Origin of the sequence: Flavobacterium algicola, from assembly GCF_022399565.1 — a bacterium.
GTDB lineage: Bacteria > Bacteroidota > Bacteroidia > Flavobacteriales > Flavobacteriaceae > Flavobacterium > Flavobacterium algicola.
Genome location: NZ_JAJTUT010000002.1, coordinates 88,113 through 105,772, shown reverse-complemented (window position 1 = coordinate 105,772; position 17,660 = coordinate 88,113). Strand labels below are relative to the sequence as shown.

Here is a 17,660-nt window from a genome sequence, read left to right as displayed (position 1 = left end):
CTATTCGAATGTTAGCGTACCGTTTTGCAGTAAAAGATAAATGACAGGACAAAAAATTAACCTTGATACTATCAAAGTATGTCTGCTATTTATTAAACTCTAATGCTTTGAAAATATTATTTCTTCAACAAAATATATATCCGTTCCGTAATAATAATAGTTAGAGATAAAAAAGGGGCTACTTTCATTGAAAGCAACCCCTAATCAAACAAACAAGTAACCTAACTTAAATTATTATGTTTCTTTATTAATTAAAATTAATTCTTAATTACTTTAGTCGTTTTTACTCCATTAGAACCTTGTAACTTCAACATATATACTCCTTTTAAGAGTTTACTGAAATCAATTGTAAACTCTTGTGCCGAATTGGCTATTTTGCCTTTCAATACTTGTTGTCCACTTCCAAGACTATAAACTTTATATTCATTAAAATCTTCTACTGATGAAATTACTTTTAACTTATCGTTTACAGGATTTGGATACATGTTTACTTCAGCATTTTTATATTCTTTAACAGATAGAGTGCCGGTATAAGAGAAAATCTGAACTTCAGCCAATGTTAATGCACTCTCTACATTTAACTGAATCTTTACAATTTTTCCCTGTACACCTCCAGCATCAATTAGTACGTATGGATCTGGATAAGTAGTATATGATTTTGTAAAAACAGTTGTACCACTACTATTAATCACTGTCACTGTAAAGTCAGACATTCTCGCCTTGCAACAGCCATCCGTTCTATTATACACTTTAATTTCGCCTATTGCTTTATCAGTTCCTAAATCAACTTGCCACCAAGGATTAGTTTCGCTATTGGTAACAGTTACTGACCCACTTCCATAATTGCCATTCGTATTATCATCAATTGCTAATTCTGGGCCTTTATTAAAAGTTGGATTTGTTGATGACTGTGTAGCTGTACCATTCAGTGCATAGTTGACAGCAACAACAGCTTCTGGTTTTAAGTACAGATCCATCATTTCTTCTGCACCGGAATTTAAATATCCAGTAGCTAAGCTGATTGTATTCCAAGAATTATACAGAACTAGCCCATCCACTTTATTTGCTATTGCAGCTTCTAAACGAGTTCCGGTATCGTTTTTATCATTGTGATTAACTTCAGAATCCCAAACGGGTAGATTACTAGCCTTTGCTTTACTTATAAATGTTGACCATTGTCCATGATTAAAACCTAAATTATGACTAGCTGCAACAGTAATATAATTTTTTATTAATGTATTGTCTAGCATGTCTATACCCGCCGGAAGCCCCCATGTACAGGGTCCTATTAACTCAGCACCATTTACATTATTGTATAATGCAGCATAAATTGTATTTATCTGGCTGACGCTCCAAGTACTATTGGTAGCTCTTCCGTCTTCATTGAAAGGATTTAACCATTTGCAGTCTGGGTATTCTGCAGAAAATTCTAATACTCTAGCAATAAGTTCATCAGTAGCCGCTTGAACATCTTTTACAGAAGCAACTTCACCATTTAACATATTGTTTGCTACCCTTGCACCTCCTCCACCTTGCGCTGGATTGGCAAAAATTTCAAAACCCTGTAATAGTGCCTCTCTATAAAAATAATCAAACATTGGTTTATTAGGATTTAGATCTACTCCATAAATATCCCTACCAAAGAGCGGAATTCGAATTCCGTTCACCTTCATAGCCTTAAATCCTTTCAAGAGATTATCTGCCTCTTCTTCGGTTGTTATTGCATTTGTAATAAAAGCTTGTTTGGTATCTCCTAATATATAGGACATATCATTGGTATAAATAGTGGTTTGCCCCCATAAATTGGATACACCAAAATTCATTAATACTATTACAATGAATAACTTAATAACTTTAACGTAGTTTTTTCTCATCATTTTTTAAAGTTTAGTTGGTTAGTTTTTCAAAAGGATTTGAAAATGATAGCAAATTGTTTTTTTAATAATACTATCATGTTTCACCCCCTTTTGCTTGTTACAAAATAACTTACTTTTATACTTTTAAAATTCTCAATTAAGGGTTCAAATTGTTGCTCTTTACTTTTAATAGATACCTAAACAACTCTTAAGTAGTCACTTACACAGTATCGCAACAAATATTTCATTGACTTTTCTAATTTATGCTACATTAAGGCATCTCTGTTGCGACATTAGAACCCCATTTTATGATCAAACTTTGAATACTTTAGCTGATGAACTTGATTTTGCTAATTCTAGTATTGCGATTTATCTGGAATTGACATTTTCTATAAAACCAAAAAAAATCTCTTATGAAAATTATAAAGAATGTAATTCTAATAGTAACAGCCCTATATCTATTACCTATTAACTGTCAAGGAATTAAAACCAGAACAGTTGAAAGAATGAATATTAAAAACACAAATAAAGTCCCTACGAGCATGTCTGATCGCTGGAAATTTGTAGGCCAGGCAGTAAATGAACCGGGTTATGACATATGGGGTAGCTCCCCAATTAGAGACGAAGAAGGAAATATTCATCTCTTCTGTGCAAGATGGCCCTCAGATACACCCTTCAAAACAGCTTGGCGTTACAAGAGTGAAATTGCTCATTATACAGCCAATAATCCAGAAGGTCCATTTCAATTTAAAGATGTAATCGGAAAAGGAAAAAACAATCAAAAATGGAACGCTGCAGGATTTCATAATCCAAGTGTAAAAAAGATTGATAATCAATATGTGATTGTATACATTGCCAATGATGGCGATCAGAATCATGGACCTAGTCAGCGAATTGGAATGCTTATTAGCGATAACCTTAATGGTCCTTGGAGTGAAATACCAAATGAAAATACACCTCTACTTAGCCCACCAGCCGATGCTACAATATGGTGTTATGAGAGTGCTTTGGGTGTCAATAATCCAAGCTTAATTAAGCATCCAAATGGGAGCTATCTTTTATATTTCAAAGCAAAAGAAGGTGCAAAAGGGAAAGTAAGCATGGGAGTTGCGGTGTCTTCTAATTTAAAAGGTCCCTATATCATTCAGCCTAATCCTATTACGACAAACAATGTACGAATAGAAGATGGCAATGCTTTTTTATGGCGAAATAAAATTTGTCTCATGACAACTGATAATCATGGTATATTAGAAGAAGGTGGAGGATTACTTTGGGTATCTGAGGATGGTTTAACATTTAATTCCGAGCCACTTTCTGGATTTCACAATTTTCAAAATTATTACCTAAAGGGTAGCATTCCGAAAGTAGCAAATCCGCGTTATGGTGTGAAAGTTAAATTTGAAAGACCTCAACTTTTAATGGATGCCAATAATGAACCTGAATATCTTTATTGCCCTAGCGGAGTAGCTTTGGATGGTAGTGATGGTACAAACAGCTACGTGCTTAAATATCAAAAAAATTAATTATTTATGTAGAAGTGCAGTTAAAAAAAGTTGAAAAATAAAGCGCTAGTTATAAAAATTTTGTTTTTATAACTAGCGCTTTATTTTTGTTATATTTTAGACTTTATCTTATTCGAAAAGCAAAATCTTGCTTTAAATAAATTAAACGAAATAAATTAAATAGTTTTATCCTAATTCAAAATCACCTCAATTACTGGAATTGCAACATTTGGTTTAACGATTGGAATAGAAAGGTTCACATCATTTTCTTGTATCCCTTCTCCCGCACCTGCACCAAAACCTTGACGTTTGGTGATTTTTATCTCCGAATTGTCATGTAGAAACTGTACGTATTTAATTTTCCCTTTCATCCCTTTCAATGTGAAATTTTCTAAAGGATAATCAATCAAATGAATATAAAGTCTGTTAGTTGTTGGATTATAAGTTAATAAAGAATTTTCAGGCACTTCAAATTCTGCTGGAGCTTGTGTACAGCCATAAATTGATTTTCCGTTGTACTTCATCCAATCCCCTATTTTCCCTAAAGCAGATTGCGCTCTATAATCAATTTCGCCTCTTCCTGTAGGTCCTACATTCAATAAAACGTTCCCTCCTTTACTTACTGATTCTATCAATAAAACCAAGAGTTGCTTGTTGTCTTTCCACGTTAATTCATCTCTGTAATACCCCCATGAACCACTAAAAGTTTGACAAGTTTCCCAAGGGATTTTTTTGCCATTATCGGTAGGCCATTCTGTTACTTTAAATTGTTCTGGAGTAGTAAAATCCCATCCACCAGCATAGTCTTTAATATCCAACCGGTCATTGACAATAATACCCGGTTGTAATTTTCGAACCAACTTCATTAGCCCTACTGAATCCCAGTCTTCACTGCCTTTCCCATTTTTTCCCGGAAAAGAAAAATCCAGCCACAGCATGTCCACCTTACCGTATTTCGTTAAAAGTTCGGTCATTTGGTCTTTCATGAATTTCCGATACACATTCATGTCGCGACCTTTATTAAGTGCTTCATAGTCCGCATCATTTTTGGGTGCACGAGGATGCACTCTGTCAATCGTATAATCTGGATGATGCCAGTCTATAACCGAATAATAAAACCCGATTTTGAGACCTTCTGCACGAAAAGCCTCTACCCATTCCTTTAAAGCATCTTTACCATAAGGAGTTTTGGTTATTTTGTATTCCGTATGTTTAGAATCGAATAAAGAAAATCCTTCATGATGTTTGGTTGTGATAACCGCATACTTCATACCGGCCGCTTTAGCCATTTTTGCCCATTCTGATGGGTTGTACAAATCGGGATTGAAATTATCAAAATATCTTTTATAGTATTCATCAGACATTTTTTCGTTTTTAATCACTTTTTCATGTCTGGCAGCCATAGAATAAGTACCCCAGTGAATAAACATTCCAAAACGATCATTGGTCCACCAAGCTAATCGTTCTTGTTTTTCCTTCTCTGTTTCGTTCCAGATTTTTTTCTCCTGTGCATTCGAATAGAGGAACACAAGACAGAATGCTAAAAGAATACTATTTTTCTTCATTGACTTTAATTATTGAATGATAAATTTGACTGTTTGTATATTTTGATTTGAACCTATTTTTAAAATGTAATTTCCTTTTTCTAAAGCATTAGTGTTTACTAAAATAGTATTGGATTCTGGATAAAGTGCTTCACTAAATACAACCTGACCTAAATAATTGATTATTTGGACTTGTAGTTTTTCATTGTCTGAATTCAAGTTTAATTCCACTTTAAGAATCCCTCCTTTTTTAACTGGATTAGGGTAAGCTGTCAATCTATTTTCTTTTTTTTTATCGAAATTAGTAACGCTTAGATTTTCTCCTAGTACATCTTTCAAAAAAGTCACCATCTCATATAACACATCTTCATACGCAGGTTGACCTGGGTTAAAAAAAGCATGTACTTCTCCTGGATAAATCACCGCTCTTGCAGTTCCTCCCTTAGCATTAATAGCATCAGCAAACTTTGTGCTTTGCTTGTAAGATATCGTAGTATCGGCGTCACCATGCATCATTATAGTTGCTGCTGGATTGGTTCTCAATTGAAAAATAGCTGAATTTAAGGTTTCACTTGGAACATTTTGTTTGTACCAATTACTATTTCCAAAATCACCAGCATCATTTACAAAATCATAGATTCCATTAAATCCTATAAACCCTATAACAGCTGGATATCTTTGTGAGGCCAAGGCAGCTAAAGGCGTACCAGCTGATCCTCCACTAAAAAACACTTTGGTCATGTCAAAATTATAGGCATCTGCATTGGCCAAAGCCCACTGATAAGCAGTATCAACGTCATCCATTGCCAAAGAAAAAGTTCCACTAGAACCAGAACATCTATATGAAATAGACAAAGTAGCCACTCCTAAGTTTTCAGCAAGATAGTCTGCATGAGGAGAAATAGCGGCATTTGAAGTTGCTGCTGATCCTCCTGACCAACCACCACCATGAACCCAAATGTGTACTGGCATCTTTTTAGTACTAGTTGTAGGTAGCGTTAATTTTAATGGTAACGTATGACCTGCTTGCAGGAAATCTACTGTAGCGATTGCCGCTAACTCACTATTTTGGGCAGCTCCATAGGTACTTTCGGTTTCAACTATAAAATCATATTTAGATCTTTTACTAATATCAACAGCACCACCATCCGTAGACAGAAGTCCTTCTTGAATTTGTAAGGTTACCAAGGCACCAAGCGGCCAATTTTGACCAGGCGTAAAAGTTATTGTTTTAGGAGCGGTAAGATTCCAAGTTCCCGCCACTGCTGTAGTACCTTTATTAAGATAAATTTTAGGCAATACAGAGTTTATATCTATATTCTGATTGCACGTTAATGCAAGTGTACCCGTTTTTGAGATATTCAAACGTTGTGAAGGAGATACACTGTCAACTTTTAAATAAGGAGCAACAGAGGTTACTAGTTCAGAGTATTCACTTGTCAATCTATCAAATTGGGCTTGAAAATCAGCTGTATTTAGCTTACCATCATACATATTAAACTCAACTACTTCTGTATGGTTGTAGGTATGTGGCCCATCTTTTTCTTCAAAAAGATTAAATTTTAATTCCTCAGAGTTAGAAACCATCGTTGTTGTAATCTTACCTGTTTTAACTGCTGATGAATTACTATCAAAATAACTGTAATTTCCAGAAGCATCCATTGAAAATCCAAAAAAGAAATAACCTCCACCCGGTATCGTTCCTAAGGGGGTACGAACATAATTTGGTTTCGCATAATCAAAATTAATACTACCATCTTCGAGTATTACAAATCTAATTCCTGAGCAATTTGAAAAATTCCCTGGAATATCGTAGTTACCCAATAGTGATGCTGGTTTCCCCACTGGATTGGCTTTCCCAACATAAAAAAAGCTATACGCATTATCAGAAATTAATATACTTGATCCTTGAAGTTCCAAAAAGGAACCGTCTTTGCTAAATCCTATATTTACTTTTCCGGGATAGGTTTCTTGCAGTTGATTACCGCCTAGAGCAGAAATACTTTGAGTTGCATCACCATAGCTTGTAGTTTGATTTTCCCAACGAATTACCGACCCTAAATTGTCTTCTATAATTCCAGTGGCATTTTTTAATGACACCACTTTCGTCTGACTAAATCCAGCTGAGGTTAATAATAAATTTATGCAAATAAAATATAATTTTCTCTTTATGTTCTTCATCTTTTATTATTAATTATCCTTCTTTGTTCGTTTATTTTCGTTCCTTAACTGATCAAAAATCGTAGTCAACTCCTTTAATTTCTGAGGATTTTGGGTTGCTAAATTTTTCTTTTGGCCCATATCATTGCTTACATTATACAATTGATATTCTAATGAAATTCCTGTTTCTGTATTCACTTTTGTATTCATTGGATTTCCTTTATATGGCGGAATCATCATCCAATCACCGGAGCGCAAAGCGGTATGAGAATTGGCTTCAATAATCAAATGATCTCTACCTACTTTTGATTCTCCAAGAAAGCTCGATAATAAATTCTGGCTATCTGTTGTATTTTCGTCCACACCTACCAATTTACCTAGAGAAGCCATCAAATCCATCTGGCAAACAATAGCATCAGATACATTCGGTTGAATGCGTCCTTTCCAATAAGCAATAAAAGGCACACGAGTTCCAGCTTCAAAAAGACTGTACTTCCCTCCTCTTAAACCACCTTTAGGATCGTGTTTTCCTAGTTTTTCAACTGCATCATCATAATAACCATCGTTTAATACTGGTCCATTGTCACTGGAGAAAATTACAAGCGTATTTTCGAGAACGCCTTCTTCTTTTAATGTTTTCATAAATTCACCCACACACCAATCGGCTTCTAGAATAACATCACCCCTAGGTCCCATTCCAGATTTACCTGCAAATCTAGGATGTGGTGTTCTTGGTACATGAGGTTGTTGCATCGCATAGTACAGGAAAAATGGTTTTTCTTTATGTGTCCTTACATAGCTTTGGGCTTTTACCAAGAAATGATCGGCCATCTCGGTATCACTCCAAATTGCAGCTTTTCCACCTTTAACAAACCCAATTCTAGGAATCCCGTTGACAATACTATTGTTGTGACCATGATGCCATGTCATTGTTAGCATTTCGGGATTCGAAATTGCTGTAGGTTCTCCCGCAAAATTCTTTTTATAATTTACTTCAATAGGATCTTTTTTATCTAAATTGACCACATTCCCGTTTTCAATATAAACCGCAGGAACACGATCTTGTGTAGCAGCCATAATATAAGATTCGTCAAAACCAACTTCATTTGGCCCTGGTTTAATGGTTTCGTTCCAATTTACAAATCCATCGCCCAAACCTAAATGCCATTTTCCAATAATCGCTGTTTGATAGCCCGCTTGTAGAAGCATTTTAGGTAATGTTCGTTGATTGGTATCAATTAGCAAAGGGGCATCACCTGCTAAAATTCGAGCATCCTTGTTTCGCCATGGATACACTCCTGTCAGCAGACCATAACGACTTGGTGTACACGTAGCAGAAGTGGCGTAACCGCTAGTAAATTTAATTCCCCCGGATGCCAAAGCATCAATATTTGGTGTTTTAAGTTCGGTTGCTCCATAACAACTCAAATCGCCATATCCTAAATCATCTAGGTAAATGATGACAACATTTGTTTTTTTATTCTGATTTTTAGTATTTAGATCAATTAAATGATTTTGCGAGTAAGTATTTAAGCTCACACTAAAGGTTAATACTGCAAATACAAAAATGGGAATAGAAATTTTATTTTTTTTCATAATTAATCAAAAAGATTGTTCTTCTTTTCAGAAGAAGATTCGATAACCTAAAACAAATTTAGGTGGAATACTAGTATAAAATTTCTCAATTAAGGGTTCAATATGTAACTTTTTAGTATTTATATCCAAAAATTTTAATCCGTTTCAATGTTTCACAAACAGTAATTGCTACGAATTGCCAGATTGTTTCTATTATACTAAATGCAAATAATTTGACATAAAATATATAAAAACTTCTACTACAACTGTGATTAAAGCAATTCTAATATGAATTTGCAACATTTTTGTACTGTATTTGACAATTAAAGAAATGTTAAAGTTTATATATTTGAAATCTATTGGAGGTGGACCAGTGATTAATATTTAGCGTAGCTTCAATTATAGAAATGGCACTCGAACAATTGTGCCACTCAAATCTTTATACGAGTTATTAGTAGAAATAAAAAAAATAGTAAAATATAGTAAAATGAATAAATACTTAAACATGGAACTTGCAATAATTGCCTTTTTATGTTCTGTAAAAAGGACCTGCATGAACAACATTAAAATTGGACAAGCATCATTTTCAATGCTTCTTCTTAGCCTCGGTTTATTACTATCAGGACCTGAAGTACACAGTCAATCTTCAACCAAAAACGGTGAGCGTATTAGTTTTGATGCCAACTGGAAATTCATCCAAGAAGATGTTTCTGGTGCGCAACAAATTAATTTTAAAGATGCTTCTTGGAGAACTTTAAACCTTCCTCACGATTGGAGCATTGAAGGAGAATACAATGAGAACAATCCCATGGGTGCGCAATGTGGGTATTTGCCCGCAGGATTTGGATGGTACCGAAAAACAATTACAGTTCCACAAGACTGGAAAGGAAAGCATATCGAAATTGCCTTCGATGGCGTCTTTATGAATAGTACTGTTTGGGCTAATGGAAAAGAATTAGGTACAAGGCCGTACGGCTGGATTTCATTTGCTTATGACATTAGCGAAATCGTTCAAGAATCAAATACGATCACTTTTGCCGTTCGTATTGACAATGACAAACAACCCTCAGCGCGCTGGTACACCGGAAGCGGTATCTACGCACATACATGGATAGACATAAAAAACAAGGATCGCATTGCTAGAGATGGGATTTTTGTTAGAACTGAAGGAGATAAAGTTTTAGTGGCGACCGAATTTATCAAAGGTTCCAAAAACAAAAATGCAAAACTACTAACCTCAATCATTGATGAGAAAGGAAAAGTTGTCGCTTCTACTTTTAGTAAAATAAAAAAAGACAGTGAAGCTACTGTAAACTCCCAATTGAGTATCAATAATCCAAATCGTTGGTCTGTAGAAACACCTTATTTATATACATTAAAAACAGAATTGCTATTAAAGAATAAAGTAGTCGATGTGGTTGCAACCAAATTTGGTGTACGTGACGTAGCATGGAAAGCGGAAACAGGAATGTGGATCAACGGTAAAAATGTAAAACTTCAAGGTGTTTGTAATCATCAAGATGCTGGTGCCTTGGGAGCAGCTGTTCCTTATAAAATACTTCGTTTCAGAATTCAGCAATTGAAAGATATGGGTGTAAATGCCATCAGAACATCACACAACCCACAAACTCCTGAGTTTTATGACATCTGTAATGAATTAGGAATGTTAGTAATGGATGAAATATTTGACGGTTGGTCTAAGAAAGCGGCCAATGACTATGGTGCACATCATTTTGACCAATGGTGGAAACAAGATTTGACGGATTGGATTAAACGTGATAGAAACCACCCTTCGATTGTTATCTACAGTGTGGGTAATGAAACCAATGGCGCTATTGGGGAAGATTTAGTTGCCGCTTGTAACGCATTGGACCCTACCCGACCTGTGACTTCTGGACATTCAGGTTCAGAATACATGAATGTTTTAGGTGTAAATGGAAGCAGTGAAAAGAAAGGTTATTTAGAAAATCTAGAAGCCAACCAAAAAGGAAAAGCTTTTATTGGAACTGAAAATACACATACTTGGCAAGTAAGAGGTTATTACAGAACAAAAAGTTGGTTTAGAGATGGTTTCCCCAACAAAAACCAAAAACCGTATGCTATTGCCAACTTAACAGATGATGAAGTTTTTACACACGATTGGACAGAGGATTCTAACAGAAAAAACAGAAAACAAATTTTCAATTCCAGTTATGACAATGCTACTGTACGTGTATCTTCCCGTCTAAATATTGCACAATTGAGAGACATTCCAGCTTATGCAGGTTCGTTTCGTTGGACAGGTCATGACTATATTGGTGAAGCAGGTTATGTACATGGAGGTTGGCCTTTTAGAGCTTTTATGGGTGGAGCTATCGATTTGGCTAATTTTGAAAAAGACTTATTTTATTTATACCAAAGTCAATGGACAACCGCTCCTATGGTGCACATATTGCCACATTGGACACACCCAAAAGTAGCTTTGGGAACTGAAATTCCTGTTTGGGTATATTCTAACTGCGATGAAGTAGAGTTGTTTTACAACAATACTTCATTAGGGAAACAAAAACCGGGTAAAGATTGGGAATCCATGCAATGCCAGTGGTTGGTAAAATGGCAACCGGGAACTCTAAAAGCTATTGGATACAAAAACGGAAAACAAGTTTCAGAAGAAATCATACAATCAGCTACTGCTCCTGCAAAAATAAAATTATCAATAGACGGAGAACCACTTGAAAATAAAACAGATGACATTGTACAAGTGCGTGTAACTACAACTGATGATAAAGGAACATTTTATCCTTATGGAGAAAACAGAACCTACTTTAATCTTATAGGTGCTGGTAAAATAAAAGCTTTAGACAACGGAAGCCCAGTTGACGTAGAACAACATGTAGGCCCTAATCACCGTATAGCATTCTACGGATTGACAAGAGCTTATATTACTACTACTGCTCCTACTGGAGATATCAATTTAATTGCAAGCTGTATCTTAGGGGAAAAGAAGTCGATAACTTCAAACCTAGTGAGTATCGATACACAAATTATGAATTTGAGAGGTGCTCCAATCACTCCTGAAATAAAAGTTTACTATACAACTGACGGAGACACCCCTACTGAACAATCATTAAGATATAACGGTTCTTTTAAAATAAAACCTGAAACTACTGTAAAAGCATTAATAGTAGTTGATGGGAAACCACTTCAAGTTCTGGATGAAACCTTTGGACAAAGTGAAGGATTCACATGGAATAAACCATTAGCAGATAACGGACCAATAGGAGATCAAGCCGAAGACGCCACTATCAAAAATGCAAAAGTGCAATCTAACGGAGAAAACTTCAACGGTAATGGTTATGTGAGTATGGATGAAAAAGGAGCGACTATCTCTTGGTACCGAGAAAATGATGGTGCTGCTGGTAATGCCGATCTGAACATTCGATACAGTTCTAAAATAGCAGATGCAGCAGGTACACATATTCAAATTACAGTAAATGGAAAAGTGATTCAGAATGAACTGTTTTTACCCAACACCAATACCAAAGGAAACTCTTGGAACAATGTTAAAATTCCAATCAAAATAGATCGGGGAGCAAATACAATAAGTATAGAAACATTAAATAATAAAGGCCTGTTTATAGATGAAATTACAATCAATTAAGATAATAATAGCGTCAATTTTTATTATATTTTTTTTTCTGGTAAAATTAACAGTTCGCAATTCTCCAAAAACTAGAACAAGCTTTTAATAAGACATTAAATAATTGTATATCAAATATTTATATTTTTAACTTTTAAGTTCGATTGAAAGAGTAAAATATGCGTTTAACGTTTACCTAACAGAAAAAAGCGCTTTTAGCAACATTTGAACCCCCTATTTGAGAAAGCAAAAACGTTCAAACGATTTAAATTTGTAAAACAAGGAAGTCTTAAATGTGCATATTAAGATCGATATAACTAAACCTAAAAATAAAACTAAAAACTAATTAAATTATGAAATTATGAAGTTAAAAATAATTACAATTTTTCTATGTTGTTTTAGTCTCGCTTCAGCATGGTCACAAACCACTGTGTCAGGTACTGTCAAGGATGAGACATCATTGCCCATTATAGGTGCAAACGTTATCATCAAGGGCACCAATCAAGGAGTAGTGACTGATTTTGACGGAAACTATAGTATCACTGTTCAAAAGGGAGCCGTATTAAGCTTCTCATATATTGGATTTAAAGATCAAGACTTTACGATTAATTCTCAAAGTAAATTAAATGTAATATTACAGGAAAACTCTTCTGAACTTAATGAAATTATTGTTGTAGGGTATGGAAAACAAAAGAAGGAAAGCGTTTTGGGAGCTATTAACTCCATTAAAGGAACTGAAATTCTAGAATCTGGATCTCCTAATTTAACAAATGCATTGAGTGCTTTATCTCCGGGACTTAATATTGTACAATCTTCTGGTAGACCTGGTGCTGATGCTGGAGAAATTTTCATTCGTGGTAATGCAAATCCATTAATATTAGTAGATGGGGTTGAAATTGTTGGTGGTTTTTCGAACATTGATACTCGTGATGTAGAGAGTATAAGTACACTAAAAGATGGTGCTGCTACTGCCGTATATGGTATTAGAGGTGCAAATGGTGTTATTATAATTACAACTAAAAGAGGTAAAATAGGAAAACCAAAAATAAGTATTACGAGCGAATTTGCAATTAAATCGATGGCAAGTGAAGCAGATACTATGGATGCCTTTACTGCACAAAGCGCGCTAAATGTGGGTATTTTAAATGACCAAAATTATTTAGCTGGCTATTCTACTCCAACTGACTTAGCACATTGGAGAGATGGAGACTTACCTTATATTTATCCCAACACTAACTGGGTAGATGCCGCCACAAATAAATTTACGACAAGTACAAATCAAAATTTATCAGTACAAGGTGGTAACGAATTTGTAAAATATTTTGCATCAGCTGGTTATTTACATGAAGGTGACATTACTAAAACGGAACAACTCAATAATTATGACCCTACAAATAAATTTGATAGGTATTCCTTTAGAGCAAATTTAGATTTCACATTGACTAAAAGTACTCGATTAAAAACAAGTGTTAGTAGTCGATTAGAAAACACACAAGCATCAGGTAACAATGCTAATATTAATGGTAATGGTATCGACTTTATAGGATTGTATACAACAGCTCCTGGTAGTGTAGTTCCTTATTATCCAGCTGAAGTTATGGAGCAATATCCAGATGCGCTCTACCCTGGATTAGCTGAGGTAAGATTTGGAACAGGTCCCAACGTTTATTCGGCTTTAAATAATACTGGTAAATCAAATTTTACAAATACTGTTTTTTCAATTGACTTTGAATTAGAGCAAGATTTAGATTTTATTACAAAGGGTTTGGTATTTACAGGAAAATACAATTACATAAGTAATTATGAAACAGCAAAAAGAGTAAGTTTTGACACTACTATTCAAGCAAGATTAGACACTTATACTTTATTAAGAAATGGAACATGGTTTGCTGCAGAAGGGAGAGATTACGAGCGTCCTTTTGAATACATTTATGGAGATGAAAGTATTTTAAGTAACCAAGAAATTGCATATCAAAGAGCGCAGTTATTTTATGATCGCAGTTTCGGAAAGCATTCTGTAACAGGTTTGGCTCTTTTTAGTCGAAATAAAAAAATTACGAATGTTGCTTATCCATTTTATAATGAAGACTGGGTAGGTCGTGCAACCTATAATTATGATTCTCGTTACTTCCTAGAATTAAGTGGCGCCTATAATGGTGATGAAACTTTTGCTAAAGGATATCGTTTTAAATTTTTCCCTTCTTTTGCGGTAGGTGTCAATTTAGCACAGGAAAAATTTATTTCTGAAAATTTTCCAGCTGTAAATAACTTCAAAATTAGATACTCACTTGGGCAAACGGGTGACAAAACAGGTTTGGGTTCAAATCGTTGGCAATATCTAAGTTATTACGACTATTATACCACTACTGCAGATAAGAGACCTGGAACTAGATTCTGGTTTGGAGAAGATATTGACTCTCCAATCGTTGCACTTGCTGAATCTCAAATTGGGAACGAACAATTAACATGGGCTACGGTAACCAAACAGAATATTGGTATTGATTTTGGTTTTTTACAAAATAAATTTTCTGGTACAGTTGATTTCTTTAAGGACAACAGAGACGATTTAATTAGTAGACCTTCTGCAACTATTCCTGCCTACTTCGGTTCAAGTGTACAGTTACCTTATGCCAATTTAGGAGCATCAGAAAGTCATGGTTATGAGCTTTCGTTAACCTACAAAAACAGAACAGGGGGTGGTTTTAACTATTCTGCAACTGCCTTCTACGGGTTTAATGAAAACCGTATTACCAAAAGTGCTGCTGATGGACCTGGAACACCAGGATATACCACAGTAGCTGGTAAACCTAGTGGCTCAACTGCACTGCTTCAAACTGATGGCTATTTCCAAAATATTGATGAGGTAGTTAATTATCCAACATTTGCTGGTAACCCAGGTTTAGGTGATTACAGATACATTGATTATAATGCCAACGGTACAGTAATAGGTAATAGCCTAGAAGATCAAATACGATTTGACTTACCAGCATCTCCTAAACATAGTTATAGTTTAAGATTGAGTGGTTCATATAAAAGCTGGTCGATTAGTGCTTTATTGAGTGGAATTGAAGGGCATCAAGGTCTTATTGATTCAAGTATTGCATATGCCTTACCTAGCGGAACAGCATCTGGAATTGTAGACCAGTTAGATTACTGGACACCAACGAATACAAACGCCGCTTACCCAGCTTTGCATACCCTAAATAATCCTAATCTAGTTTCTGGCACAACTGCAAGAATAGTAGATCTGGATTACATTAAGCTTCGAAGTGCAAATATTGGTTATGACTTTAATATGGCTAACAATAAAAACATCAGTGGTTTCAAACTTTATTTGAGCGGAAATAACCTCCTTACATTTTCAAAAGTGAATTTTGGTGACCCTGAAGGAAATAATCCTGGTGCTTATCCAATTTTAAGAAGAATTAATTTAGGCCTAAACATGAGCTTCTAAAAACTAACAATTATGAAAACAATAAAATATACATTTATACTAATCTTAACGATGCTTTTATGTAGTTGTGAAGATTATTTAGAAAAAGTACAAGATTTTGAGGGACTAGATCAAGAAAATGTTTTTACTGATGTCCGTTTAGCCAAAGACTTTTTAGATGGTGCCTATACACATTTAATTTACGAAGTAAGTTCTGTTGATCAAGGTACAGACTGGCTTCCTGCGATGACTATGGCCGGAGAAGGACATCCCGGTAGACTAGCAAATGAGGTACCAGAAACTTACAATTTATATGCGCAAGGTGATTACTTGAGTTTGATGAATAAAAATGCTTACAATGGTACTACTCCTAATTTTGTAACACGTTATTACGCTGCTTGGAAAGGAATTAGAGTAGTAAATAGTTTTCTTGAAAATGCTACGAAAATAGCAAATGCTACCCCTGAAGAAATCAATTTATTAAAAGGACAAGCTTATTTTTTAAGAGCTAGCTTTTATGAATTGATGACCAAACGCCACGGAGGTTTAGTTTATCTAAAGAAAAATTTAGAATTGAACGAGCCATTAGATAAGGAAAGAGAAAGCTATCAAAGTAATTTGACAAATATGCTTGAAGATATTGATCTTTCTATTGAATTGTTGCCGATATCATGGCCAACAGAAAATGTTGGAAGGCCAACAAAAGGAGCTGCAATGGCTTTAAAATCAAGATTAACTTTATTTGCTGCAAGTCCGTTAATAAATACGTCAAATAGTTCTCAAGCTTGGGAAGACGCTGCAAAAGCAGCTACAGAATTAATAAGTTTTGCTAACTCTAATGGCTTGTACAGTTTAGTTGATGCTAGTGCAGCTAATTCGATTGATGTAGGGCACAATGGTACTGATTTATTTACTGCTGAACCGGCTGCGTTAAAACCATATAGAAATATTTTCGTAGGACCTGGGATAACAAAAGTTATTCCATCAGAAGTGATTTTTATGGAAGTAAATCAAAAGTTTTTTGGATACGGCGGAATTCTTAACCCAACTCCAAGACTTGCTTTAACAACAGGATTTGATATTATGAAAGGTAATAACTCTCCGATGAATATTGGAGCACTTGCTAACTTTGTAGAAAAATTTGAAACAAAAAATGGTTTAGCCATTAAAGATGATCCTACTTACAATTCTCAAGAACCCTTCATTAATAGAGATCCTAGATTTTATAATGCCATTTTATTTGACGGAGTTTCTTGGATTCATACTTCTTCTGGAGCAATCAATTCAACCGGTTTTGTTGATTTGGCTGTTGTAAATGAGCAAGGTATATATGGGAAAGATTTGAATAATCCTGCCACACCGGCTAATCTATTATGGAGAGTTCAAAACAGTACGGGTTATCGCATCAGAAAATGGATTCCAAACGGTGCTTACTGGATAAGTGGGAGTAATGGTTCTTGGGATTTTCATGTCAATAACAACCTATTTAGAATGTCGGAAGTTTATTTGAACTATGCTGAAGCCGCTAACGAAGCTTACGGTCCTACAGGTAGTGCACCGGGGTCAAGCTTGACCGCAATTGAGGCTATTAACATTATTCGAAATAGAGTTGGAATGCCAAATATTGATTCTAGATATACGAGTTCTAAAGATATTTTTAGAGAAAGAATTAGAAATGAGCGAGCTATTGAGTTGTGTTTTGAAGGTTTTAGATACGATGACTTGAGAAGATGGAAAGTGGCTCATTTAGAGGAAAATCAAAAAGTTGATTTCTTAGAGATGCGCTGGCAAGGTGCACCTTCTGCTACTTACCCTACTGGTTTCAACTATCAAGTTGTAGAGCAATCTAATTTAAAAAAGAATTTTACGGATAGAAATTACTGGTGGCCAGTTCCTAGTTCTGAAATTGAAGCCGTACCATCGTTTGGACAAACACCAGGTTGGTAATTCACCTTATAAATAGACAACACA

General features: G+C 35.0%; 8 protein-coding genes. 4 read left to right on the top strand and 4 right to left on the bottom strand.

Going from position 1 to position 17,660, the window contains the following annotated elements:
• Positions 1 to 257: 257 nt before the first annotated feature.
• Positions 258 to 1,877 carry a galactose-binding domain-containing protein gene (locus tag LXH21_RS07430; RefSeq protein ID WP_239864074.1) on the bottom strand — a complete coding sequence of 540 codons (1,620 nt, stop codon included), beginning with the start codon at positions 1,875 to 1,877 and terminating at the stop codon, positions 258 to 260.
• A 392-nt stretch (positions 1,878 to 2,269) separates the two neighbouring features.
• Between LXH21_RS07430 and LXH21_RS07425 the strand changes: the two genes are divergently transcribed.
• Entirely contained in the window at positions 2,270 to 3,379 is a 1,110-nt protein-coding gene (locus LXH21_RS07425; RefSeq protein WP_239864072.1) for a glycoside hydrolase family protein, read from the top strand.
• A 170-nt stretch (positions 3,380 to 3,549) separates the two neighbouring features.
• Here LXH21_RS07425 and LXH21_RS07420 read toward each other — a convergent pair whose 3' ends face one another.
• The 3 genes from LXH21_RS07420 to LXH21_RS07410 are packed head-to-tail and all read right to left on the bottom strand — an operon-like array spanning position 3,550 to position 8,658.
• Positions 3,550 to 4,923, bottom strand: a complete 1,374-nt coding sequence (locus LXH21_RS07420; RefSeq protein ID WP_239864070.1) for an alpha-L-fucosidase — start codon at positions 4,921 to 4,923, stop codon at positions 3,550 to 3,552.
• A gap of 9 nt (positions 4,924 to 4,932) precedes the next feature.
• Positions 4,933 to 7,083 carry an alpha/beta hydrolase fold domain-containing protein gene (locus LXH21_RS07415; protein WP_239864068.1) on the bottom strand — a complete coding sequence of 717 codons (2,151 nt, stop codon included), beginning with the start codon at positions 7,081 to 7,083 and terminating at the stop codon, positions 4,933 to 4,935.
• Between the two features lie 9 nt (positions 7,084 to 7,092).
• Positions 7,093 to 8,658: a sulfatase family protein gene (locus LXH21_RS07410; RefSeq protein WP_239864065.1), complete on the bottom strand. Its 1,566-nt coding sequence runs from the start codon at positions 8,656 to 8,658 to the stop codon at positions 7,093 to 7,095.
• Between the two features lie 466 nt (positions 8,659 to 9,124).
• On the opposite strand from LXH21_RS07410, the gene LXH21_RS07405 reads away from it, so the two are divergent.
• From LXH21_RS07405 to LXH21_RS07395, 3 genes are all read left to right on the top strand, one after another.
• Positions 9,125 to 12,277 (top strand): glycoside hydrolase family 2 TIM barrel-domain containing protein, encoded by a 3,153-nt coding sequence (locus LXH21_RS07405; RefSeq protein ID WP_239864063.1) that lies wholly within the window; start codon positions 9,125 to 9,127, stop codon positions 12,275 to 12,277.
• A 340-nt stretch (positions 12,278 to 12,617) separates the two neighbouring features.
• Entirely contained in the window at positions 12,618 to 15,710 is a 3,093-nt protein-coding gene (locus tag LXH21_RS07400) for a SusC/RagA family TonB-linked outer membrane protein (RefSeq protein ID WP_239864061.1), read from the top strand.
• A gap of 12 nt (positions 15,711 to 15,722) precedes the next feature.
• On the top strand, positions 15,723 to 17,636 hold the full coding sequence (locus LXH21_RS07395) for a RagB/SusD family nutrient uptake outer membrane protein (protein ID WP_239864059.1): 1,914 nt from the start codon (positions 15,723 to 15,725) through the stop codon (positions 17,634 to 17,636).
• Positions 17,637 to 17,660 lie beyond the last annotated feature (24 nt).